18 protein-coding genes and 2 pseudogenes are annotated in these 24,228 nt (G+C 39.9%); 14 read left to right on the top strand and 6 right to left on the bottom strand.

Features of this window, described 5'->3' with window-relative positions; translation table 11 throughout:
- A pseudogene (locus QL998_RS17200) lies at nucleotides 1-97 on the top strand (IS5/IS1182 family transposase); the annotation flags it as partial.
- 113 nt (nucleotides 98-210) lie between these two features.
- Here QL998_RS17200 and QL998_RS17195 read toward each other — a convergent pair.
- Both QL998_RS17195 and QL998_RS17190 read right to left on the bottom strand, forming a co-directional pair.
- On the bottom strand, nucleotides 211-999 hold the full coding sequence (locus tag QL998_RS17195; RefSeq protein WP_290193149.1) for a PhzF family phenazine biosynthesis protein: 789 nt from the start codon (nucleotides 997-999) through the stop codon (nucleotides 211-213).
- Between the two features lie 72 nt (nucleotides 1,000-1,071).
- A complete protein-coding gene (locus QL998_RS17190; protein ID WP_290193148.1) occupies nucleotides 1,072-1,686 on the bottom strand; it encodes a PQ-loop repeat-containing protein in 615 nt (204 codons plus the stop codon).
- A 287-nt stretch (nucleotides 1,687-1,973) separates the two neighbouring features.
- On the opposite strand from QL998_RS17190, the gene QL998_RS17185 reads away from it, so the two are divergent.
- Both QL998_RS17185 and QL998_RS17180 read left to right on the top strand, forming a co-directional pair.
- Nucleotides 1,974-3,107, top strand: coding sequence for a PepSY-associated TM helix domain-containing protein (locus QL998_RS17185; RefSeq protein WP_290193147.1), 1,134 nt, complete (start codon nucleotides 1,974-1,976; stop codon nucleotides 3,105-3,107).
- A 48-nt stretch (nucleotides 3,108-3,155) separates the two neighbouring features.
- Nucleotides 3,156-4,316: a tetratricopeptide repeat protein gene (locus QL998_RS17180; protein WP_197186054.1), complete on the top strand. Its 1,161-nt coding sequence runs from the start codon at nucleotides 3,156-3,158 to the stop codon at nucleotides 4,314-4,316.
- A 16-nt stretch (nucleotides 4,317-4,332) separates the two neighbouring features.
- Here the strand turns inward: QL998_RS17180 and QL998_RS17175 are convergent, their stop codons facing one another.
- From QL998_RS17175 to QL998_RS17160, 4 genes are all read right to left on the bottom strand, one after another.
- Entirely contained in the window at nucleotides 4,333-7,149 is a 2,817-nt protein-coding gene (locus QL998_RS17175) for a hypothetical protein (RefSeq protein ID WP_290193146.1), read from the bottom strand.
- 122 nt (nucleotides 7,150-7,271) lie between these two features.
- Nucleotides 7,272-8,819 carry a PH domain-containing protein gene (locus QL998_RS17170; RefSeq protein WP_290193145.1) on the bottom strand — a complete coding sequence of 516 codons (1,548 nt, stop codon included), beginning with the start codon at nucleotides 8,817-8,819 and terminating at the stop codon, nucleotides 7,272-7,274.
- Nucleotides 8,812-9,345 carry a PH domain-containing protein gene (locus QL998_RS17165; protein WP_024598785.1) on the bottom strand — a complete coding sequence of 178 codons (534 nt, stop codon included), beginning with the start codon at nucleotides 9,343-9,345 and terminating at the stop codon, nucleotides 8,812-8,814. The genes QL998_RS17170 and QL998_RS17165 overlap by 8 nt, the downstream gene beginning before the upstream one ends.
- 29 nt (nucleotides 9,346-9,374) lie before the next feature.
- Nucleotides 9,375-10,223: a D-hexose-6-phosphate mutarotase gene (locus QL998_RS17160; protein ID WP_290193144.1), complete on the bottom strand. Its 849-nt coding sequence runs from the start codon at nucleotides 10,221-10,223 to the stop codon at nucleotides 9,375-9,377.
- Between the two features lie 427 nt (nucleotides 10,224-10,650).
- Here QL998_RS17160 and QL998_RS17155 point away from each other — a divergent pair, with 427 nt between their 5' ends.
- The 11 genes and pseudogenes from QL998_RS17155 to QL998_RS17105 form a co-directional block, all read left to right on the top strand.
- Entirely contained in the window at nucleotides 10,651-11,133 is a 483-nt protein-coding gene (locus tag QL998_RS17155; RefSeq protein ID WP_024598783.1) for a MarR family transcriptional regulator, read from the top strand.
- Nucleotides 11,134-11,232: 99 nt separating this feature from the next.
- Complete coding sequence (locus QL998_RS17150) at nucleotides 11,233-12,555, top strand: hypothetical protein (protein ID WP_024598782.1); 1,323 nt, start codon at nucleotides 11,233-11,235, stop codon at nucleotides 12,553-12,555.
- A 128-nt stretch (nucleotides 12,556-12,683) separates the two neighbouring features.
- Nucleotides 12,684-13,079: a YbaN family protein gene (locus tag QL998_RS17145; protein ID WP_076925536.1), complete on the top strand. Its 396-nt coding sequence runs from the start codon at nucleotides 12,684-12,686 to the stop codon at nucleotides 13,077-13,079.
- 122 nt (nucleotides 13,080-13,201) lie between these two features.
- The gene (locus tag QL998_RS17140) at nucleotides 13,202-13,834 is read left to right on the top strand and encodes a PepSY-associated TM helix domain-containing protein (protein WP_290193143.1); all 633 of its coding nucleotides are present in this window, start codon (nucleotides 13,202-13,204) and stop codon (nucleotides 13,832-13,834) included.
- Nucleotides 13,834-14,343 carry a DUF2271 domain-containing protein gene (locus tag QL998_RS17135; protein ID WP_290193142.1) on the top strand — a complete coding sequence of 170 codons (510 nt, stop codon included), beginning with the start codon at nucleotides 13,834-13,836 and terminating at the stop codon, nucleotides 14,341-14,343. Before QL998_RS17140 ends, QL998_RS17135 begins: the two co-directional genes overlap by 1 nt.
- Nucleotides 14,344-14,377: 34 nt before the next feature.
- On the top strand, nucleotides 14,378-15,223 hold the full coding sequence (locus QL998_RS17130; protein ID WP_290193141.1) for a DUF4198 domain-containing protein: 846 nt from the start codon (nucleotides 14,378-14,380) through the stop codon (nucleotides 15,221-15,223).
- Nucleotides 15,224-15,500: 277 nt separating this feature from the next.
- Nucleotides 15,501-18,032 (top strand): TonB-dependent receptor, encoded by a 2,532-nt coding sequence (locus tag QL998_RS17125; protein ID WP_290193150.1) that lies wholly within the window; start codon nucleotides 15,501-15,503, stop codon nucleotides 18,030-18,032.
- A gap of 204 nt (nucleotides 18,033-18,236) precedes the next feature.
- Nucleotides 18,237-19,130, top strand: coding sequence for a hypothetical protein (locus QL998_RS17120; protein ID WP_290193140.1), 894 nt, complete (start codon nucleotides 18,237-18,239; stop codon nucleotides 19,128-19,130).
- A gap of 194 nt (nucleotides 19,131-19,324) precedes the next feature.
- Nucleotides 19,325-21,721, top strand: coding sequence for a PKD domain-containing protein (locus QL998_RS17115; protein ID WP_290193139.1), 2,397 nt, complete (start codon nucleotides 19,325-19,327; stop codon nucleotides 21,719-21,721).
- A 163-nt stretch (nucleotides 21,722-21,884) separates the two neighbouring features.
- Nucleotides 21,885-23,774: a monovalent cation:proton antiporter-2 (CPA2) family protein gene (locus QL998_RS17110; protein ID WP_290193138.1), complete on the top strand. Its 1,890-nt coding sequence runs from the start codon at nucleotides 21,885-21,887 to the stop codon at nucleotides 23,772-23,774.
- Nucleotides 23,775-24,101: 327 nt separating this feature from the next.
- Nucleotides 24,102-24,228 (top strand): annotated as a pseudogene (locus QL998_RS17105) (IS5/IS1182 family transposase); the annotation flags it as partial.

Here is a 24,228-nt window from a genome sequence, read left to right as displayed (position 1 = left end):
AGGGATAGCCACGCGGTATGAAAAGCTTGAACGAAATTATCATTCAATGCTCGCTTTAGCATTTACTATGATGTGGCTACCAATGTGGGCTGATTGATATATGTACTACAAAGATCAACAGCCCCTAGTGGGATTATAAAAAACAACTTGCTAATATGATTTTGAAATGAATAGTTAAACATTATTCCTTGTCAAATATAAAGTTCCTAATTAAACATAAATAGTGCCTTTTAAATACCTTACAGCATGCCCCGTTAAGGTGACTGCTGTATCACCCACTTCACATAGTAAATGCCCGCCTCTGCTTGAAGCTTGATAAGCACTTAACGTAGTTTTATCCAACTGCTGCGCCCAGTAAGGTGCCAAGCCAGTATGAATAGAGCCTGTTACATAATCCTCATCGCCACCGCTTGCAGGCCAAAAATAACGAGATATAAAATCATATTCAGTACTTGGAGCAGTGGCCACTACATCAAGTGGATAAAGCGTTTTTAAAAGCTCTGAGCTAGTTTTCAATTCAAGTATTTGATCACCGCTTTCATAAATAACAAAGTAGGCTTGGCGATTTTTAAGCACTTTACTCGGTTGTATAGACAGGCCGTCAAGCAGTTGCTGCGGCACATTTTTCACTTCAACCGGTGCTTGTTTTGGAAAGGTCATTGCAAAGCTGCCATCAGCGTTTTTATTAACGATTAGCTCGCCCACCGCATCAGCAATAAAGCAAATTTGCGATATATTATGCTCTTCACATAAAACATAGGCAGCCGCAAGTGTAGCGTGACCACAAAAATCGATTTCCATTAAGGGCGAAAACCAGCGAATAATAAAACGGCCATCGTCTTGCAGGCAGGTAAAAGCAGTTTCAGATACGTTATTTTCAGCGCCAATCTTTAGCATTAAATCGTCGCTTAACCACGATTCTAGTGGGATCACTGCCGCATAGTTACCTTTAAATAACTGATTCGTAAACGCATCAATTTGATGAATAGTTAATTGCATTGTTTAAACTTTGTAATGATTAATAGCTTAAAATTGCCATACCTAAACTAAATTAGCACTTTTATTTTTTCTTTAAGCCATTACAGGCCGCATTCTATAATATTGCATACAACCAAATTGCACAGCATTGGTAAGCAACAGCATGATAAACATAAGTAAGTGCGCAGTACTTGGGGCAGCTGTTGTAAGCTCAACAACTAAGCCGCAAATACCAGCAATAAACTGCAAGCTAAAGTAGCGCGCGCTTAAATTACTTACATTACCCGTACGCAATGTTTTATAGGTTTGTGGCATAACACGTACCGAACTCATCACCAGGCCAACATACGTTAAGGCGCTTAATACCATTGCAGTATCGAGGGTTGAATTCAAAAGCAGTGAAAAAGGCAGTAACGAAAAGCCTAACATAGTAACCAACTGCACGCGTTCTCGTTTGGCTGCGTTATAACGTGCAAAAAAATACAAAATAAGTCCGCTTAGCGCGCCTGTTACTATAAATGGTAGCGCAATATAAAAGCGTTCAAAATAAATATTGTAGGTTATAAAGTAAAGACTTTGTGCTAACCCAAACGTCATCATCAATAGTGATAAACCTGAGACACTACGGTTTTTTCGAATTTTGTTTAGTAATGGTAAAAAACTAAAAACCAAAATAAATGAAGACAATATAGGCAAATAATGCGCCAAAACAACCTCGCTCGTTACATAAATGTTAATCAAATATAGAAATAAAAACATTTAATAAACATCTGTTTTAAAAGGCTTTTACTATGAGCGCGGCATTGTAGAGCCGCGTAGATTTAACTCAACTAAATAAGACATTCTTGTTTTAGGTACTGGCAAGCTAGGTATACAAAAACCGTAGAATTAAGTTCACAGTTTACCTATTTAATAGAAAGTCCACTTACAAACTATTAAATAAAAATGATAGTTGTTATCATGCGCAAGTCATTAGCTGCTATATAAAACTATTTATGAGAAAAACTCTTTTTAAAATACACAGTTGGATCGCCCTCATAGCCATCATTCCGTTGATTGTTATTAGTATTACAGGGAGCGTATTAGTTTTTAAAAGTGAGATAGATGGCCTACTTATGCCAAGCAGCCACTTTGTTGTAAAAGCACTGCCAGAGCGCATGCCAATCGACAAGTTAATTGCCAAAACAGAGCATGCTTACCCTGAATATGTAGTAGGTAGTTGGGAAATATTTAACGATGTTACTGCTGATCGGGTTTACTTAGTAAAACGCGGCACAGAGCAATGGTATAAGTTTCATTTAAACCAATATACAGGTGACATTTTATCTGAACCTGTTGGTACCAGCCATTATTTTACCGATTGGTTTTTAGAACTGCATTACACCTTTTTACTTAACGACTTTAAAAATCTACCAGGGCAAACAGGTACTGTACTAGGCTTCTTTTTTGCATTGTTTCTATTGGTATTAGGTGTAACTGGGCTTATTATTTATCGTAAATTTTGGCAGCGTCTATTTAGTGTGCGCTGGCGTGCAACACTGCAAATAGTACTTAGCGACATTCATAAAATGACGGGAGTTATAGGATCTCCCATCATTATTATTTTAGCTATCACAGGTGGCTACTTTAACTGGGCGGTGTGGTATCACGAAGTTATTGAACACGCTGAAGAAGAGCACTTTGTACTAACCAAAAACTTACACAGCAGCGATATTTCTTTTCAACACATACTTGATGACAGTAAAAAACAAATACCCACTTTTAACGGTACGTTTTTAGTTATGCCACTAGAGCCTGACGAAAATATTACTTTATTTGGCGAAGTAGACACAAGCAACCCGCTTGCAAGCGAATACGCTAATACAGTTAGTTACGACAAGCAAACAGGCGAACATTTAACTAACTGGGATATTCGCGAAGTAGGCATTGGCTGGCAAGTAATTGATAGTTTTAGAAAACTTCATTTTGGCTACTTTGCTGGGCTAGTAAGTAAAATACTGTGGTGCGTAATTGGTTTGAGCCCAGTGTGGCTAGCAGGTACTGGTTTTTACTTATGGTTTAGTCGCCGAAAACGTAAAAAACAATCACAAAAAAACCGTTTTAATAAACGCAGCACAGCAAGGGCTTGATTAAAAACCCGCCACATTGTAATGTAAAAATTAACAAAGGGGTGGGTTATGATATTTATCAAAATAGTTATTAGTATTACCTTTTTATTTTTAGTTGGATGTAACACAACCAAGGTTCAGCAAGTAGAACAACAAGTAGGACTTGAACAACTATTAAACCATTCTTTGTTTAATGAACTCGACACACCTTCTGAGCACAGTATTTTTGAGTTACCGGATGCTGAAAAAGAAATGTTTTTAGCTTACGCCGAAAACCAAAAGCTATCCCAAATCCGTGATGACCGCATAATTTACAACTACCTCGAAAGCCAGATAGCTAACTTTAAATACCATGGCGATACACTTACTTCAGCTCAAACCTTAAAGCGTTCGCAAGGTAATTGCATTAGTTTAGCCATTTTAACGCAAAGCTACGCACAAGCTCTTGGGTTAGAAACAAGCTTTCAAGAAGTTACAAGTAAGCCCATATACGCAAAAGAAAATAATGTTGTTTATGTCGCTAATCACTTTAGAACAAAAGTATATGCTCCAAAAGTAGAGAAAAAAGATGATAATATTATTGAGTTTTTCAGAGCGGGCACCTTAATTGATTACTTCCCTACCCGTCGCAGTTTTTATTCAAGCAGCGCAGACTATAACGATTTAGTTTCTAAGTTTTATAGTAATTTAGCTGCCATAGCACTAGCAGACAAACAGCTTGATATTGCCTACTCTCTTATTTTACAAGCGAATAAATTTACACCAAATGATGCAGAGCTATTTAACATAGCTGGCATTTTACATCGCCGAGCTGGTGATTTACAAAGCGCTAAAAACATCTATCAAACAGCACTTAGTAATAACGAAATAAGCATTAATTTAATCAGCAACTATCAGCTTTTAGCTAAAAAGTTAGGCGACAAAGAGCTTGTTAAAGAGCTCACCTCACAATTAGTTAATAAAGAAAAAGACCCATACGAATTACTAGTGATCGCTAAAAACAACTTACAAGCTGGCCACGCTCATCAGGCTAAAGCACACCTTGAGCAAGCGATTACTAAAGCGCCTTACATTGCTGAGCTATACTTGGAACTCGCAAAAGTTCGCTATCAACAAGGTAATATTAAACAAACACAAACCTTACTTGAGAAAGCAATTGAACTAGAACGTGATAATCAAAAACTCGATGTATATCAAGCTAAGTTACTATCCTTGCAAATGGATAAGTAACTTAGCCAATTAATATTTATAACGAATAATAAAAGCTCAGCCAAGCACGCATTTCATCTTCAAAACTGTCGCCTTCTACTCGCGACAGTCCCATATTAAATGTTAAATCATTTACGCCTGCAGGCCCCATTCCAAAACTAAAATCACCTTGGTATTTTAAGCCGTAGCTTTGTGCGTATACGGTGTCGTCGAGTTGATGTTGCTTATAATAAAGCCACGGCATGCCTTCTTTAAAGCTAAAGCCGCCACCGTAGCCTTGATAGCGCTTTGCAGTTGCACTGTAAAAAGGCAGCTCAGATGAAAGTACATATTCACTATTTTGCTGCTGATTAATAAGATTTGAGCTAAAGCCACCTAATGCAAGGCTCCTGTCATCACGTTGTTTTTGATCAAAGTTTGCATAAAGAGGAATACCAAACGCTTTACCAAAAAGTTTGGCGGCTAAATCGTAACCTTGCCAACTATTGCTCTTACTACTGCCATCGTACCAACTGGCATAAAGACTTTGCCCTATTGCAAAATCTTGACGATCATATTGCCAATTTTGAGCAATGCCTAAACGCGTCCAATTTTTATGGCTTTGCCTATAATCAGTGTAATTGTAGGCAAGCTCTGGCGTTAAACTTAACTGCCCAAATTTAACGGGGTAACTTATTGCGGCAAAACCACCACGGGCATCCATGTCTGCACTTAGACTTTGCTCATACTGGCGCGATGTATCTAAATCATAGTCAAACAGTGCAAGTTTCAGTTTTACATCAAGCGCATTATATTTTGCCTGCACATAACCACCGTGCAATGCCCCATCGTGTAAATCAGTGCTATACCCCGCCTGTAAGTCGAGCTGCTTTAATAAGTCGCTACTTTTAATGCTTAAATCTAACAAACTGGTAGAAGCTGAATAATACTGAGAGCCAATCGCGAAAGTAGCGTGCTGGTCGAGCACGTTGTAATTTGTTTGCTCTGTAGTTTCGTGCTTATATATTTTAGCTTTTGGAAGTGTATGGTCGTTTACTATTAGCAGCGGTGCTTTTTCGTTAGCTGCAAACTCAGTAACTACAGTGCTTTTTATAGCTTTTGGCAGTGTTTTTACATTTGGCCCATCTGCGGTTATCGAAAAATAGAGTAACGAGCCATCAGCCATTTCAATTGGGTGGGCAACGGCCTCTTGCCCTTGGGTTAACTTGGTGAGTGTTTTACTCTCTATGTTGTAGTTATAAATATCGGTGGCGCTATTTAAACCTGCAACAAAGTAAAGTGACTCGCCATTATGGCTAAAGCTTGGCTGACTTAAATATTGATACCCGTTTGGCATAGGTACTGATAGCTGTTGCTCGCCGTTTATACCTTGTATATACAATTGCCAATTTTCATTTAATGATGTTGATAAATAAGCCAATTTAGTTTCATCAGGACTGAGAATTGGGTAATCGTAAGTTGTCTCAAGGCTTTTTGTAAATAATGGTGTGATGGTTTGCGTATTAAGATCAACCCTCACTAATTCAGAGTAACCATCTCTTATTTGCTCGCCATACAAGGTTTCACCGTTACTGGTTACGCTAAATCGTCGTATACCAGCAAGTTCTGTAAGCTGTGTAATATTCCCAGTGTCAGTGTTATAGCTAAATATGTCAGACACTTTGTTATAAATACCCGACTCTTCATTGCTGTACGCATTGAAATACAACGTTGTGCTATTTACCCATTGAGGATTTGCAATACCGGCTCGGTTAATTTGATTAAGCACTTGTTTTTGTTCGCGCTTAAACACACTGGGCGCTGTATCTGGAATATCTTGTGCATCGTTTTCGAGTAGCTCTTTTTGCGCTTTAGTAAACTCTTCTTGCGCTTTAATGTTGTCATCCGTGCTATAAATTATAAGCTTGGTATTACTCTCTATATCTCGCTCAACAATCGCAATCTTACTACCATCTTTTGAAAGTGCTGGGTTACTTGCATATAAGTTAAGCTCAAGCCAAAGTTCACTATTAAGTAACGGCTCCCCTTGCTCTATTTGCATTGCTTTATAGGTATATTCAGCTATAAATCGGCGATATAGCTTGGCTGCACTTTGCCCAAACACACCGCTAAATGCCTCATCAAAATCACGCGTTTTTACGCCTTGCATTCGCGTCCAAACACTATCGAGTGTTTGCTCTGAATAGTTTTGCTCTAGCCAATTTAAAAAGCGGCTACCCATTAAGTAAGCCATTGAGCCGCCCATAAAGCCCTGCTCGCCATTTAATTGCCCATAGGTTGGCAAAGCACCTTGCTGAGCAAATTCTCGCAGTATTGACTCTGAGTAGTTATCAAATAAACGCCCACGGCCCGTCATTTTAGACTCAATCAATGTGGCATAACCTTCGGCTACCCAGCGCGGTGTATCACTGTAAGTTAAGTCGTATAGATCCCATATGCCACGTACTTTTTGCTGCCAGTCATTGCGTGTAGGCTGTGCTAAATGCACTAAGTGAATATATTCATGCAGTACAAGTAACTGCTGCCAGCCAGAGCTGTTTGATATAACTGTGTCAGATTGTGGTGGCGTAGTAAAAAGTGCCATCACAGGGTTACTTGAGGTAGGTAGCGCAAAGCCATTTGCTGCATTTAGGGGATCAAACACCACTACATCAACTGTTTTATCAAGTGCTCGGTTTTGCTGCTCAAACACTTTGGTGCGAACTATTTCAAGCTCTGCTGCAGTTGATTTAGCAAAATCAGCATGCTCAACACTGTAGTGAATGTTGAAATGTTCAGTATGAATAGTTTGCCAATCGGCTGCAAAGCTTGGTGCTGCTAGTAATAAAGCTGATGCGATGAGTGTTTTTTTCATGAGCGTCCCTAAAAGAATTCCTTAATACCATCTAGGGTATTATTAAATGTCTTTCATGGGCAGTAAGAAAGTGTAATAAAGCATGTGCAAATGTGTATTTACACATGTTTTATTAGGGGAGTTTACATCCAGCTGCGGGTATCTGACTCAATCTTTTTGATTGTAAAATCAATAATAAAGTCAGCATCTTGCTGCTTTATGTAGGGCATAAATGCAAAGCCTGAAGCAAGTTGTATATACAGGCTTTTTAAGCCTGATTTTCTCATTAAGTAGGTACTTATACTGCGTGCACTTTGCGCTTTATAAAGCTCAAAAACACGGTAATGAACCCCAATCATACCTTTGCGTACAACCATGTAAAATCGGCCATTATCCTCATGTATGTAATAACCATAACGCTGATACGATAAAGTTACCAAGCCAGAAAATACGACCAAAACACCAAGGCTTATCAAAGTATTAATATCAGCAATAAAACAAAAGCCAAACACTAATGCACTGGGTAACAGTGAATAAAAGCCTAAATTTTTATACAAAAGCGCTCGCTCTGCGCGCTTAAAAGCGAGTTTTTTACTATTAAACCAAGGGTAAATCCATTGGCATACACTATCAACTTGTTCGCTATTTAATACAGGTAATACTAAGGTTTGTTTATTTTTTTTAGCCGCAGCACCGGCTGCTATTCCGCCGCTACTTGCTTGTAAACACTCAACGGTAAATCGCTTTAATAATCGCCCCATTAGATTTTGCTTAATAACAATAGATTGCACTTTATCCATGCTCATCGAAAGCTGATGGCGCTCTAACAAGCCAGTAATACGTTTAAACTTTTGACCTTTAAAATAAAGCTCAAAATTGTAAAAACGAATAAGCGACATAGTCACCGATAGCATCACAGCAGCCAAAACTAACAAAATAATTAAGGTGATCATTGCAAAGGTAGCAGCACTGGCCAGCATACCCAGCTCTTGCTGATAAAAGCCTTCTACTTTGGTAATAATTTGCTTCTCTAAAAAATCAACAATCAGGTTTATAAAAGGGGCAAGAGCAGCGATTGCTAAAATAGCCATATTCGACATTAAACCAAATTTAGCTATTTCTTTATTGCTAATGCTTAGCTTGTTTTCGATAGTGTCTGTTTCGCTTTGTTCAGTATTTTGTATTTCTTCTTGTTGCTGCGCTTTAAAATCAAATATTTGTTTACGCATTTGCTGTGCGTAATCTTTGGTGACGCCTGGTAAAACAACTTCTTGTGACACACTGCCAGCAGCATCAAAAATACAATTAACTAAGTTTACAGGGGTAAAATAAAATGGCTCGGCAATATTAACGTTTTGCACACGGCCAAATTTCAGCGTAAGTCGCTCTTTTTTAAATACACCTTTGTTAAGCAATATTTCGTTGTCGCTACTAATACAAAACTTAAAATTTAAATAATATAAAAATGAGTAAACAAATAATAAAACTAGTGCAATACCGCCTGCCACCTGCGCCCAAAACAACTTATTTTCCACTTGAGTAACAAACACTACAAACATAGGTAGTAAGTTTAAAAGGCCATCTTTTACAAAGCGCACACTAAAGTGCACAACAAAATATAAAAGCGCCCAAGGCGATACTTTTTGCCAGTAAATAGGACTGACTTGATCTTCGATAGTTGTATTACTCATCGACTAAAGTTGCCTGAGGTGTTGTGTCGTCTTGGCGGTAGTTTTGTACAAATTGGCGCATATTTTTACAATCATCATGGGTTAATCCACTAATTTGTAAATCGGCACTTACACCGCCAGCGCTAAATAATTTAATGCTCGCAAGGCTGAGTTTTCGCTCTATTGGTCCTTGGTGTATTTCCATATGCTGTACACGTGCTAAAGGTAATACTGTCACTTGTTGCCAAATAACACCTTTTTTAAAAGCAATGTCATGATTTCGCACTGCGAAACCTCGCAACCTCACACTTATCATGTTGTACAGCATAGATACGGCCACTAAAATAGGCATACCAATTAGCAAATACGTTTGTGCATTATTAGCAAAGGCTTCATTAAAATAACAAACCGCAATCAGCGCACCAATTAGCGGTATATAAAACAGAAGCGAGCTAAGCTGTGCATGTAGTAAGGCTTTATCAGCCAATGGCTTAAAGCTAATATCACTATGCTTTGGTAAATCCATTATTTGTTGATTGTTAAACACTATTTATCCCTATTACTGCTTTTAATTAATTACCAACTAATGGTGGTTATTAAGGTGTGGCTTTGTTTTGGCTCAAGCGTTACTTTATCTGTCAATACGTTAGCAGCCTCTAAGCAGAGCATCGTTTTATACTCATCGTCAGCAAAGTTAGATAAGCGTTTTGATTTTTCTATCCATGGGTTCCACAGTACACACGAACTTGAATTTTCGCGGCTCACATTAATAACACCCTCTGGCGTATTAATAGTTTGCATTGTATTTGCTTGTGTATAAACCATGTCGGTTTCGCGCTCAAAACTTACAACATCATTTTGTACAAATGGCCCTTCACCAAACTCAATATATTGCGCGCCTTGCAAACCATCAACATGGGTATTTGTAATGTCTGATGTAGGAAAATAGGTATGCAGCGCTTGAGTAAAGCTAAACGGCGTACTCCCTAAGTTAGTCGTAGTTAAGCGAACCTGTAATTTATCGCTTAATACAAACTCAACTTTTAATGCTGACTGATGTGGCCAATACGTCGTATTAACAAGCTTCATGGGTAGCTTTAAACTAACTGTAATTTGCTCATCAGATTCGTGTACTTCATCAGCTTGCCACACGCTTGTGCGCGCAAAACCATGGGCAGGCCACCCATCATTAGCGTGTGTGCCAAACCACGGCCAACAAATAGGAATACCACCTCGAATACTTGCCCCTTCCTGATAGGTTTCGTCTTGTGATACCCATATAAGTGGCTTGTTATTTTTAGGGATATACTCGGTAATTTGCCCACCTTGCAAAAATATTTTTGCGTCGCACTTTGCACTAGCTATTTTAATAAACTCAAGACCGGTTTCGCTTTGCTCAATGCTAACTGATGGCGATAATTTCATACCTTCCCCTATAATACTGATACTAAAGATTTTTAATATTTGTACAGAAACAATAATGCATGCTTAAAGTATACGCTAATGATATTAAATATTGATTGCTGAATTTGTTCATTGCCGATTAATACATATACAGTAAACTCACAAACAATTACTTTGTACTAACAGCTGTAAATGAATAATACTAAAGTCTATACAATAAGACTTGCCAATTATTCACAACATACGTACTGTGCGCAACTTAATGCACACAAGATGCTAAGAAAATTTACTATAATTTAAACAACATAATTTTACATTAGTTACTGCTCTAACTATTAAAAACCAATAAAAGCGGCCTAATGTGCAATATATTGTTTGAATTCAATTTATTTGATGTGTAACATTTCGCGATTACGGCAAACTACCGCCCCATCGACGAGATAAGCAAATGCAAAAATATGACGAGTTATTGGTTTCTTTACGTAAAGTGATCCGCGCGATTGACTTACATTCTAAGCAGCTAAATAAAACTTCGGGTTTAACAGGCCCACAATTGCTTATAATGCAAGAAGTTAGAAAAACCGATGGAATAACGGCGAGCCGTATTGCTCAAAACGTAAATTTAAGCCCAGCAACGGTCACCAATATTCTCGACAGAATAGAAAGCAGAAACTTAGTAACACGCGTACGCAGTCAAATGGATAAACGCAGAGTGAGCTTATACCTCACCGAGAAAGGAAAAGAGTTACTTGATAAAGCACCTCAGCCATTGCAAGAACACTTTATTGAAAAGTTTTCTGCGCTTGCTGAGTGGGAACAGAGCCTTTTACTCTCATCAATGCAGCGTGTAGCCGCGATGATGGATGCAGATAAATTAGATGCATCGCCCCTTCTAGAAGTTGGTGCGCTTACTCAAGCTCCTAAAGAATAAACAATAAAAAAAATACATAGTTTTGTACTTACTCTAAACGTAAGGCGTCTTTTGACGTCTTGAATTTTTTATTTTTTAATCACAAGCAGAGCGGCTATTATGACTAAACTCTCAAAATTAACACTAGCACTAGTTTTAGGTGGTGTTACAAGCACTTCTTATGCGTCTGATGATCTAGACACACTACAAAGCCAACTTAAACAGCTTAAGCAACAAATGCAGTTGCTTGAGAATAAGCTAGCTGATGAAAAAACAAAACAGCAACAAATTAACAAGCAACACGAACAACAAGTTGCAAACATCAGTAAAAAATCTGATCAAAAAGTGGTTGAAGTTGCCGCAGCAGAGCCTGAGAAAAAAGATGAAGGCATTAAAGTAGGTGGAGCAGTGCGTTTTAACTACAGCACTAATTCATACGATGAAGACACTCAAGATCGTAGCGGCGATTTAGACTTTGAAGTATTTCGTATTAACTTATCTGGCGAAATAAACGATATTTCTGTAAATGGTGATTTTCGCTTTTACGACTACATGACCGTGGTTAAGTACGCCTACTTAGGCTACGAATTCACTGATGGCTGGGAAGCACAAGCAGGTATTGCTCCAGTACCGTTTGGTAATGGTCCTTACAACTCACACAGCTACTTTTTTAGTACTAACTACTATGTTGGCCTAGAAGACGACTTTGATTTGGGTGTAACAGTAAACCGTAAACTAAAAGACAACTGGAAGCTAGACCTAGGCTTTTTCAAAAATGATGAAGTAGGCGGCGTTGATGGCAGCTCTGAAGTTAACGAACGTTACTCTTTCGATATTGTTGGTAGCCGTGCAACCACCGAAGGCACATATGATGCCCCAGGTTCTCGCCTTGGTGAATACAACACGTTTGCAGCCCGCACAGTGTATCAAATTGAGCATGGCGAAAACGCTAAAACAGATGTGGGTGTATCACTATTAAGTGGTGGCCTACATGATGGTAACGATAGTGCAGGTAACTATGGCGCATGGGCGTTCCACGTAAACAGCCAAATTAATAACTGGAATATTCAATTTCAGCACGGTGAGTACGACTACGACCTAGACGACAACAGCAACCGCTTTGTTGTAGGTGCATTTGACTACTACGATACCGTATCAAGCGAAGCGACTATGACTAACTTTAACGTAGCTTATGACCTATCGGTTGATTTAGGCCCAATAACAGGCGTGCAGTTTTACAACGATTACGGCATCATTTACGATAAATCTGACGACAGTGCAGACACATGGATGAACGTAACCGGTATGAGCGTATCAGCAGGCCCATTATTTACGTACTTTGACTTTATTCAAGCACGTAACCAGCCATTTATTGGCGGTTCAATTATTGGTGAAGGCGATACAGAGCGTCGCTTTAACATTAACGTAGGTTACTACTTCTAAACTGTTAACCGCATTTATTTTTTAAAAGGGCAAACTTAGTTTGCCCTTTTTTATTGATTTTAAGCTTCGAATTAATAGCTATTTAGCCTACAATTAGAGATACCATAACACGCCTAAAAAGAGCCTAAGTGAATATAAAAGCGGTGTTTATTTGTTATAAAAACTTATGGTTTAAAGCGCTTGGCTTAATACTTGTAGCCTTGGGTATTATTGGCATTGTGTTACCGGTCATGCCTACCACTATATTTTTTATTTTAGCGCTCACCTGCTTTACTCGCTCATCACCCGCGCTTGAACAATGGCTGTTAAACCACCCTCGTTACGGTGTAACTCTAAAGCAGTGGCAAGCCCATAAAGTAGTGCCTGTTAAAGCCAAATGCTACGCCGCCATTGGCATGTTAATTGGCTTTATATTTTTACTGTACTCAGCCGCTCCTATTTGGGTTATTTGCCTCGTTGCAGTAGTAGAAGTATCGGTAATGATTTATCTTATTTTAAGACCTTCCTGCCCTCCTAAGCATTAAATGTTCATTTTTACCTGCATACACCTTTGTTTTAAAGTTTTTATGTAAAGATAAGTAAGTAAATTTGTAATAGCTAATGCAAATCATTATCATGTTGTAAATTTAATTTATTAACTGTTTTTATGTCGTTTATTAATAAGCGGGCTTTGTATAGCACAAGCCGTGCTCTACATATTTATATTTCTACAGCTTTGTTTTTTTTGCTTATTTTATTTTGCGTTAGCGGCATTGTGCTTAACCATGTTGACTGGCTTAAAAACGATAAAAATAACGGCCAAGTAACTGCAACAATTCCAGCAGAGCTAGTTACTAAAGCAAATGAACAGCTAAATACGCTACCAACGCTTTATCCAGAAATAGAAGCTTACTTAGCCGAGCAATATGCACTTACAAAAGTAAAAAGCATTGAGTGGGAAAAAGAAGACGCGCTCGTCATGCTCGACTACCCATTGCCTGCAGGGTTTGCCTACGCAGAGCTCGACTTTACAACCGGCGAGTTAAACCTAGATTACCAAACAGGCGGCTTTTTAAGCCTTATTGGCGACTTACATAAAGGTCGCCACAGCGGTGAAGTATGGAGCTGGGTAATCGATATATCTGCCGTACTAATGATTTTATTTGCCATCACCGGCATGATTATTTTGTTTCAAAATAGAAAAAAACGCTTAGCAGGAATATGGATAACCGTACTGGGAGTCGCAACTCCACTGGTTATTTATTTATGTTGGGTTCCACAAATAAAAGGAGTGTCTTAATGGTTAAATTTAAATTATTTATAAGCGCCGCATTACTGCTCATCGCTGCGTTTTTTCAAACATCAGCGCATGCGCAAACACCACAGCTAGAGGTTGAATTAACGCTTCCCGACTTAGAAATACAACCGTACCACCGTCCGTACGTTGCAGTTTGGCTTGAAACACCAGAGCGCAAACACGTAACTACGCTTGCACTTTGGGTGCAAAAAGCAGAATGGTTTAAAGACTTACGCCAATGGTGGCGTAAAGCCGGTAAAAGCGATGCCAACTTTGACGGCATTAGCGGCGCAACAAAGCGCGCGGGTACTTACACCATAAATTGGCAAGGTAATGATTTAGACGGTAACCCAGTAAAACCAGGTAAATACCTACTAAATATTGAAGTTGTACGCGAAGAAGGCGGCAGAGATTACACCCGCGTTGAGCTCGATTTAACTAAATCAGGCAAACTAACAATTGATGGTAAAAACGAGTTTTCTAAAAGCTTCGTCACTGTAAGCACTAAGTAGCTGCTACTTAATCATTTGAATTTAAGGAAATACAATGAAAATTAATTTATTAAAAACGGCATTAATCGGCGCATTGAGCTTATCTGCTTTAGTGTCAACTTCAGCAAGTGCACACGGACGTTGGTTACTACCTTCGCATACATCTTTATCAGGCGATAAAGCGCATTACGTAATGATTGACGCCAGCATCTCAAACGAAATTTTTGCACCAGACAAAGCCTTTAAACCTAAAGAAAAAGGCGCAGAGTACGACGATACGTTATTAATGGCACTTGCGCCTAATGGTGAGCCAGTATCTGAAACGATCCGTGCTTATTACTTAAAGCGTAAAAGCTCAGCTGCGGTAAGCTTAACAGAGCAAGGCACTTACCACATTGCAATGACCCAAAAGCCAATGTACATGACCTTCTATAAAAACGAAGAAGGTAAGCGCAAGCGCGTATTTGGTAAAAAAACAGAAGCCGAGTTACCTAGCAATGCAAAAGATGTAACGACAACGAAGGTTGTTTCAACAGTAGATACATTTGTAAGCCGAAATGGCACCTCAAAACCTGCACAGCTAGGTTTAGGCTTAGAGCTTAGCGGTCCAACGCATCCAAACGATTTATTTGTAGGTGAACAAGCACGTTTTCAGTTACTACAAGATGGTAAATCTGCTGGTGAAGGCGTTGAAGTAAGTATTTTAAAAGGCGACACACGCTACCGTAACGAGCGTGGCGAAGTAAAAGTAACGACCGATAAAGACGGTATGTTTACAATTACTTGGAAAGAGCCAGGCCTATACCTAATCGAAACCTCTAACAAGGTTACCGTAAATGAAGAAGGCGTAGATGCAGGACGTTATGCATTATTTACAACGCTTGAAGTTGCCCCTGAATAATTTAAATTACTAAATTTAAAAAATTGAAAGGCCAAGCATTTGCTTGGCCTTTTTACGTCTTACTAACTTTTATCTAAAATCCCCTTGAATTCGCAACCATTCGACACAAGATTGCAACTACAACGATCCAAACGCCTATATCACGCGTAGACAGTGACCTTACTTGTTAACAACTTAGAATATCTTAGATAGTTTTTATCTTTGCACTAGGGTAGTCGCTTCTATATGATGCGCTCCTTTTTAAAATCAATAGTCAGCAGCCCTCAAGGGAATCAACATCATGTTAAAGCCATTATCAGCCAAAAAAGTAGCACTTAGCCTGGCCGTTTCTTCTGCACTTAGTGCACCCTATTCTTCTGTATTTGCTGCAGAACAAGATGTTCAAGCCGAAAAAAGCATTGAAGTGATTTCAGTAACAGGTACTCGCCGTAGCTTACGCAGTATTGCCGAAAGCTCAGTACCTGTAGATATTATTACCAGCGGTGATATGCAAAGTACGGGTCAGCTAGAAATAAGCCAAATACTAGCAAACCAAGTACCTAGCTTTAACTACCCAAGTGCCACTATGGGTGATGGTACTGACCATGCAAAACCAGCTGTTTTACGTGGATTAGCACCCGATCACACATTAGTACTTATAAACGGTAAGCGCCGCCATGCCGGTGCGCTATTAAACTTAGCGGGTGTTGTTGGCCGAGGCTCTACCGCTGTTGATTTGAACATGATCCCAACCTCTGCAATTAAACGTGTTGAAGTACTACGTGATGGCGCAGCCGCACAGTACGGTTCTGATGCAATTGCTGGGGTAATTAACATTGTACTTAAAGATGCCTCAGAAGGCGGCAGCGTTAGCGTAACGTACGGTAAATACGATACTCAAATGGCTGGCGTACCTCAGCTAGAAAGCACCTATGCAGATGCTAACGGCGACTTAGCGTTTAATACCGGTGGCGACAGAGAAGTAAACGACGGTGCAACACGCACAGTTAGTGCAAACTCTGGTTTTGCGTTATCTGATAACGGCTTTGTAAACGTATCAATTGAATACCGCGATAACGACTCAACGCAACGCTCAGGCTTTGACCCACGCGAACAATACAGCCGTCTTGATGATGGCACCCTAGACCCACGCGAATTTACTATCGATCGTTACAACCACCGTTTCGGTAAAGCAGACCTTGAAGATTACGCGTTGTTTTACAACATGGGTTACGATTTAGATAACGGCTTAAACCTTTATTCATTTGGTAGCTACTCAAAGCGTGAAGGTAATTCAGGTGGTTTTTACCGCCGAGCAAAAGACAGCCGTAACGTTTTAGAAGTGTACCCAGATGGCTTTTTGCCGCAAATTGAAACGAACGTACAAGACTACTCATTTGCACTGGGCTTAAAAGGCGAAACTAACGACTGGACATGGGATGTAAGTACCAACTACGGCCGCAACGACTTTGGCTTCGGTGTTGTAAATAGTATTAACACATCACTAGGTGCCGACAGCCCAACCGAATTTGACAACGGTGCATTGGTTTACGATCAGTTTTTAGTAAACGCAACAGCCAATACCACACTCGATTTAGGCTTACCTGATGACGTATTTTTTACCGTAGGTACTGAATACCGCCACGAAAGCTACAAAATAGAAGAAGGCGAAGAAGCGTCTTACATCACCGCACTTGATAGCAACGGCAACCCAATTGCAGCCGGTGGCGCGCAAGTACTTGCTGGTTTTGGACCAGAAAGTGCGACTGACGAAAGCCGTCATAACATCGCTTTATTTGTTGAGCTTGATACCTACTTAACAGAAAAATGGAACGTAGTTTTAGCGGGTCGTTATGAAGATTACAGCGACTTTGGTGACACATTTACTTCTAAGCTTGCTTCGCGTTACAGCATTACTGAAAACCTATCGCTGCGCGGTGCAATTAGCACCGGTTTCCGTGCGCCATCTTTAGCGCAAAGCTCGTACCGCCAAATCTCTACTGTACTTGAGAACAACCAACCATTTGAAGTTGGTCTATTCCCAACCGATTCTGCAGCAGCGCAAGCGCTAGGCGCACAGCCGTTAGATGCAGAAGAGTCAGTAAACGTTACTGCGGGCTTTATGTACACGCAAGGCAGCTTTAGCTTAACCGTTGATGCGTACCGTATTGATATTGATGACCGTATTGTATTGTCTGAAAACTTAGAGGGCGATGCAGTTGTTGAAATACTACAAAATGCCGGTGAGCTAAATACCGAAAGCGTACGTTACTTTACCAACGCTATCGATTCACGCACGCAAGGTGTAGATATAGTTGCCACTTATAACCTAGATTTAGACAACTTAGGTGATTTACGCCTAAACGTAGCAGCTAATTTTAACGATACCGAAGTAACACACGTAAACGACAACCCAAGCGAACTTAACTCACTAGGTGACGACTACGTAGTGTTTGCGCGTCGTGAAGTAGGTCGCTTTGAAGAGGGCACGCCAGATAGCAAATGGAACCTATCAGCAGTGTGGAACTTTAACGAATGGCAAACAACGCTTCGTGCCACACGTTATGGTGAAGTCGCTGATATATCAACTACAGCTGATCGCGATGAATACCTAGACCCTAAGTGGATCACCGACCTAGAAGTGGCATACCGTCCAGACGAATATTGGAAATTTGCCGTTGGCGCAAACAACTTGTTCGATCAGTACCCACAAGCCACCGTGGATAACATTGGTTACTCTGACTTTGGCCAAATATTCCCGTACACACCGTATGCACCTTACGGATTAGACGGACGCTTTTTATACGGTAATATTACTTACAGCTTTTAATTAGTTTACTAATAAAAGCTGAGCAATTATAAAAGGATGCATCGCGCATCCTTTTTTATTAATAGTTAGTTATTTTAACCACTTATTAGTATTTCAACTTTCATAAAAAACCACCACCCCATATAAAACAACAACTTACATTTCGGCCTCATTTTTGCTCTATATTGTTTATATAAATACAAACAAAAACACAAAGGACTAAACATGAGCTCATCAACTGTATCTAGCATTACAAAACCACTTTCGCTTATTGGCGGCATTTTATTATTAAGTGGCTGTGTATTTCATATATCGCCAAGCGTTGCCTCAGTAAAGCAAACTCAACAGCTATCACTGCCAAGCAATAATCTTGAATATTTAAATGTGTTAAGCGGCGCAGGTAGCCTTGAAATAAAAGGCTCAAAAACAGCCACCAGCATTAGTGTTGATGCCACCATTTACACAGCCGATATTGAAGATGAGTACGAGCTAACGCTAGAGCAAGACGGTAAACAGGCAAAGCTTGTTGCCCAAAATAAAAGCCGTAATGGTATTAGCTTTTACAATGGTCAGTCTCCACATATTGATTTAGTGGTCACTGTGCCAAGTAATCTAAATTTAGATATTGATGATGGCTCAGGCGACATTTTAATAAATGCTATGCAAAGCAATATTGATGTAAAAGACGGCTCAGGAGATTTAACGATAAGCGGTGCTAAAAACCTAATTGTTGACGATGGCTCAGGTGAAGTAAACTTTGAAAACATCGCGGGTAATCTAGAACTAACCGACGGCTCTGGCAGTATTCATATTAACAACGTAAGCGGCAATGCAACTATTGACGATGGTTCTGGCGAAATGCACGTGAGCAACATAACCGGTTCGCTAAACGTTGAAGATGGATCGGGTGATATAGTAATAAGCCATATTAGCGGTGCAGTTAATGTTGATGATAACTCTGGCGACCTGCTTATTGAGCATATTGGTTCAAGCGTAACAATTGAAGACGGTTCGGGTGATATTCGCGTTAATCATGCAAAGGGGCTGACTATTACTGAGTCGGGCTCGGGCGATGTAAGTATCGATAATATTAGCGGTTCAGTAAAAGTAGCTGACTAACTTTATTTAAGCGTTATTCAACTGCCATTTAATACACTTTATGCCCTATCAATCTGGGCATAAAGCACTCCTCTCAAAGTATAAGTTATTTAAAAGCAACACTGTTTCGCGTTAACTCTTTCCTAAAATAATGAAAGTTTACTTATTTGATTTATTTTTTTGCTTTATAGCTAATTTAGGTACATATTAATATTATGAAATGGAAGTTATTAATTTTAATTACTGCTTTATTCACCCTCGTAGCTTGTGGCTCTGGAGGTTCAGACTCCAAAACAGTAACTAAACCGCTCAGCACTAACACAAAGCCTATTGCAGTTATTACTACCGAGCAATCGGAGTTTAAAGTAAATACCACTCTCGTTTTTAGCGCAGCACAAAGTAGTGACTCCGATGGCGATGCACTCACCTATCAATGGCAATTAACCAGCAAAAATGCGCAAGTAGAAATACCGATTACGGTTAATAATGAAAGTACCGTTGAGTTTTCAGTATCTGAAGCACAAGAGTACCAATTAGTATTAACCGTGAATGATGGCAAGCTTTCAAGCACACCTGCACAAAAACAATTCACCGTTACTGCAAATACCCAACTAATTGCTAACGCAGGTAGCACACAAACCGTTAAACAAGGTGATGTTGTGCTTTTAAATGGCGCGCAAAGTAGCACAACCAGCGGCGCCATTAATCAATACAAATGGCAATTTATTACCAAGCCCGTAGCAAGTAATGCAACGCTTGAAAATGCGACTCAAGTAAAAAGCCAGTTTGTTGCAGACGAAATAGGCGAGTTTAAAGTTGAGCTTACCGTTACTAATTCACAAGGTGATACAGCAAGCACTGTCGTACTCATAAAAAGTGAATCGCTTAATTCTAACTCATCACCACAAGCGGTTATTAACGTAGAAAATAAAACAATTGCCCCAAATGAAGTTGTTACACTTTATGGTAACCAAAGCACTGATCCCGATAAAAACGATACGCTTAGTTATGCGTGGGCAATTACATCAAAACCCCAGGGCAGCACGCCGGCTCTTTCAAACATGCAAAATCATACCGCTGGATTTTCAGCGTCAACAGCTGGAGATTACTCGCTTTCACTCACTGTTACCGATCAACAAAGCGAAAGTGATACCGCATCAGTTATTTTAACTGTTACCACAAGTAATAAAGCCCCCATTGCAATACTTGAATCCGAACGTGATATTACGTTAAACGAATCAACCACTTTGCAGTGCCAACAATGCAGCGACCCAGACGGAGATACGCTGAGTTATAACTGGCAGTTACAAGCCAAGCCTGTAAATAGTGCATCGCAACTCACTAACAGTACATCAGCAACACCCTCTATTATTGCCGATAAAGAAGGCGACTACGTTGTAGTGCTTACTGTATCTGATGGGCAATTAAGCTCAAACCAAGCAACCTCAGCACTGCATGCCAGTAGCAATAAAAAGCCTGTTACTTTGGTAACTTATGAAACCTCCATAACGGTTGATGAACAAGTTTTACTTGATGCCTCAACTAGTTACGATCCAGAAGGCCAGCCACTAAGTTACCAATGGGAAATCATTTCGTCGCAAGGCCAAGCAACGCTTAGCAGTAATACAATATCAAAACCAACGTTTAGCGCATCAGTAGAGGGGCAAGTTGTTATTTCGTTACGCACTAACGATGGTGTGCAGTTCTCTGACACAAAAACCCTAACAATTGATGTAATACAAAACGCATTGCCAGTAATTAGCTTCACGGGGGAGCAATCACGCTACGATGTAGTGGGCAATGCAGTTAAATTTGATGTAAGCCAAAGTTACGACCCAGAAGGAACCACTCTCGATTACGCTTGGACACTATCAGCCCCATCAGGCTCGAGCACCAGCTTAAGCAATGCAAACCAAAGTATTACCGAATTTATCGCCGATATGACAGGTAGTTACACGCTAACCGTTATAGCAACTGATGCTGATGGCTTTTCAAAAAGTGTGCAATTTTCAATTACAGTAACTAACTCTGCACAACTTACCAGTCGTATTAAAGGGCAACTCACTAATGTGCAAAAAGCGGCTATAAGCAATGCACAGCTAACAATTAATGGACAGCAGTACAGCACCAATACAAATGGCTTTTTTGATGAAGAGGTTAATTTAGCGCAAGGTGAAAAAATAACGATAACAACAGCAGATCAAAGGATTGCAGCAGGGGAATACAACTCTGTAGCTATTACACAAAGCAACTTTACTGTGGATATAGGCCAAAATAGCATGCCCGTTTTACAAGCTGTTGAGGTTTCGGTATTTGTGTGTGCTGAGTTTTCAGGCCCCGACACAGTTAACCTACGCTTTAACATGGTAGATACACTTTTAGCGTCAGATAGCTTTCAATTTAGCTTTGATCAAACAAAACCACTTACTTTGCAAAAAAGCGGAAGTACTTACCTCGATAGCGAATTGGATATCGACCTACCTGCATCTGCCGAATTTGAAGTAACAGCAATTGAAACAAACGTTGAAAATACAATCAGCTCAAACATTACTATTTACCATTCTGATTCAGGCCAACCGAGCTCAGCAATTATAAGTATTTGTAATATTTAGCCCCCAAATAAGCCCTTCAACATAAAGTGCTATTTTTAGCCCAGTAGTTATAACCATTAGTGTTATAGCTACTGATAAATAAGCAACTTTGAGCCATATAATCCATTGTATTTTATAAGCAGCTAAGCCATTCTAAAAGCCTTGATGTTATTAGGATAAACGCGTGTTAGAAATTGCTTTAATTTACTTAGCAGCAGCCATTGTAGCTGTCCCTATTGCAAAACGAGTCGGACTTGGCTCAGTGTTAGGTTATTTAATTGCCGGCATACTCATTGGCCCTTATGCGCTGGGTGTTGTGGGCGATCAAACCGATGTAATGCACTTCGCTGAATTTGGCGTAGTAATGATGCTGTTTTTAGTGGGCCTTGAACTACAACCTTCGCGTTTATGGACATTACGCCACTCTATTTTAGGGCTTGGCGGCTTGCAAGTTGTGTTAACGGCAGCGGCAATTTTTGCATTTTGTTATTGGTTTTTTGCCATGCATTGGCAAACCGCACTCGCCATTGGTTTAATGCTGGCGCTCTCCTCTACTGCTATTGTGCTGCAGAGCCTTGAAGAAAAAGGCTGGCTAAAGCAAGAAGCCGGACAAAACGCGTTTTCGGTATTGCTGTTTCAAGACATCGCAATTATTCCTATTTTAGCCCTATTGCCACTGCTTGCATTTGCCCCGCAAACTAACACAAAAGAAATCAGCGATTCAATTATTGCAAGCTGGCCGGTATGGCAACAAGTATGTGTATCGGTTGCGGTTATTGCCGCTATTATTGCCGGCGGTAAATACGTATCGGCCCCGTTATTTAGATACATTGCCCAAACGCACATGCGTGAAATATTTACTATTTTTGCACTGTTTTTAGTGGTCGCTATTGCACTGGTTATGCAAAGTATTGGTTTATCGCCTGCATTGGGAACTTTTTTAGCCGGCGTTGTACTTGCCGAGAGTGAATTTAGACACGAATTAGAAGCCGATATAGAGCCCTTTAAAGGCTTACTTTTAGGATTGTTTTTTATAACGGTTGGCGCATCAATTAACTTTGAGCTGCTATTTAACGAGTTTAGTACCGTTATAGGCTTAGTGGTTTTACTCATAGTAGTTAAAGCCTGCATTTTATTTGCCCTTGCCGTTACCTTTAAAATTAACAGTAAACAGCAGTTATTATTTGCCCTAGCCCTTGCCCAAGGGGGTGAGTTTGCCTTTGTACTTTTAAGCGTAACCACCACCTTAAGTATTTTAACGCCCGAGCAAACCAGCCTTGTTACCTTAGTTGTAGCGGTATCAATGCTAATAGCGCCGTTATTACTTATGGTTTATGAGCAAATACAAAAACGCAGTAGCAGTGCTTTACCTGAGTTTGATAAACCCGAGCAAATTAGCACCGCTAAGCATGTAATTATTGCGGGCTACGGACGTTTTGGTCAAATTATGGGGCGTTTACTGCACGCGCAAGGCTACGAAATTACCGTACTTGATCACAGCCCTAGCCAAATAGAATTACTACGCCGTTTTGGCAATACCGTATTTTATGGCGATGCCGCACGCCAAGAACTCCTTGAAGCCGCAGGCGCGCACACCGCGCAAATGCTGGTAATTGCAATTGATAACCCCGATAAAACCATTGAGATAATTAAGCTCGCGCATAAAAACTACCCGCAACTTAAAATAGTTGATCGCGCAATCGACCGCCGCCATGCGTATCAGTTACTTAATTTAAAAGTAGATGCGTTTAACCGCGAAACAGTCGACTCAGCTATTAACCTTGCCGTAGAAGCACTCGAGTTACTAGGTAACACTAAACAAGATGCAGAGCGCGCAGGTAAGCTGTTTAGAGACCACGACCGCGCTGCAGTAGTACAACTTGCTGCATTATGGGGAGACGACGCCAGCTACGGCGTAGCCGTGCGCCAACGCATGGAAGATTTAAAACAAGTTCTGCAACAAGATAAACAAGCACAAAGCGATTTAAATACCTGCGACAGCGGTGATTGCGAAGACGGCTTAACAGAGCTAGCTGATAGACCCAAAAAGCCTGATGATTCTCATTTGGAGTAGTGTTAAGGCTTTTATATTTGTGCTGTTGGCAATAGCTTGCAGCACATAAACTTGAGATATGATTGCTAAACGCTCTATTAAGCCTGTAGCTGGCACTGCGACGAACATTCAATCCCTAAATAATTTTTAATAATATTTTTGTTTTTTGGATCATTTTTCCAACGACGATAACCTATTAAGAAGCTTTCAACATCAGTATTTTCACCGAATGTGTTATTATTTTTTTTCTGAGCATTCTAGGGCGTGTTGATCTTTGTGGTATGAAAAACAAACAGCATGAAGATAAGGTATAATTGAATTCGCCAGAAAACTTTACACCGAACCTACATGCCAAGATTAATGTTAACAGACGGGACATGGAATGTCTTATCAAAAGTAATGTACTTAAGTGGTCGAATTTATAATAAGCCCGACCATAGAAAAACGCTCGAAGGCATACTGTATAAGATGCGCA

Source organism: Pseudoalteromonas sp. APC 3691 (assembly GCF_030408135.1).
Taxonomy (GTDB): domain Bacteria; phylum Pseudomonadota; class Gammaproteobacteria; order Enterobacterales; family Alteromonadaceae; genus Pseudoalteromonas.
The sequence above is the reverse complement of the archived record's forward strand: the minus strand, read 5'-3'. Positions and strand labels throughout refer to the sequence as shown.

Coding starts and splice junctions, on each gene's coding strand:
- QL998_RS17170 (WP_290193145.1), bottom strand. CDS start 8,819: ATGAGTAATACAACTATCGAAGATCAAGTCAGTCCTATTTACTGGCAA.
- QL998_RS17140 (WP_290193143.1), top strand. CDS start 13,202: ATGTCGTTTATTAATAAGCGGGCTTTGTATAGCACAAGCCGTGCTCTA.
- QL998_RS17175 (WP_290193146.1), bottom strand. CDS start 7,149: ATGAAAAAAACACTCATCGCATCAGCTTTATTACTAGCAGCACCAAGC.
- QL998_RS17180 (WP_197186054.1), top strand. CDS start 3,156: ATGATATTTATCAAAATAGTTATTAGTATTACCTTTTTATTTTTAGTT.
- QL998_RS17135 (WP_290193142.1), top strand. CDS start 13,834: ATGGTTAAATTTAAATTATTTATAAGCGCCGCATTACTGCTCATCGCT.
- QL998_RS17185 (WP_290193147.1), top strand. CDS start 1,974: ATGAGAAAAACTCTTTTTAAAATACACAGTTGGATCGCCCTCATAGCC.
- QL998_RS17195 (WP_290193149.1), bottom strand. CDS start 999: ATGCAATTAACTATTCATCAAATTGATGCGTTTACGAATCAGTTATTT.
- QL998_RS17160 (WP_290193144.1), bottom strand. CDS start 10,223: ATGAAATTATCGCCATCAGTTAGCATTGAGCAAAGCGAAACCGGTCTT.
- QL998_RS17130 (WP_290193141.1), top strand. CDS start 14,378: ATGAAAATTAATTTATTAAAAACGGCATTAATCGGCGCATTGAGCTTA.
- QL998_RS17155 (WP_024598783.1), top strand. CDS start 10,651: ATGCAAAAATATGACGAGTTATTGGTTTCTTTACGTAAAGTGATCCGC.
- QL998_RS17115 (WP_290193139.1), top strand. CDS start 19,325: ATGAAATGGAAGTTATTAATTTTAATTACTGCTTTATTCACCCTCGTA.
- QL998_RS17150 (WP_024598782.1), top strand. CDS start 11,233: ATGACTAAACTCTCAAAATTAACACTAGCACTAGTTTTAGGTGGTGTT.
- QL998_RS17120 (WP_290193140.1), top strand. CDS start 18,237: ATGAGCTCATCAACTGTATCTAGCATTACAAAACCACTTTCGCTTATT.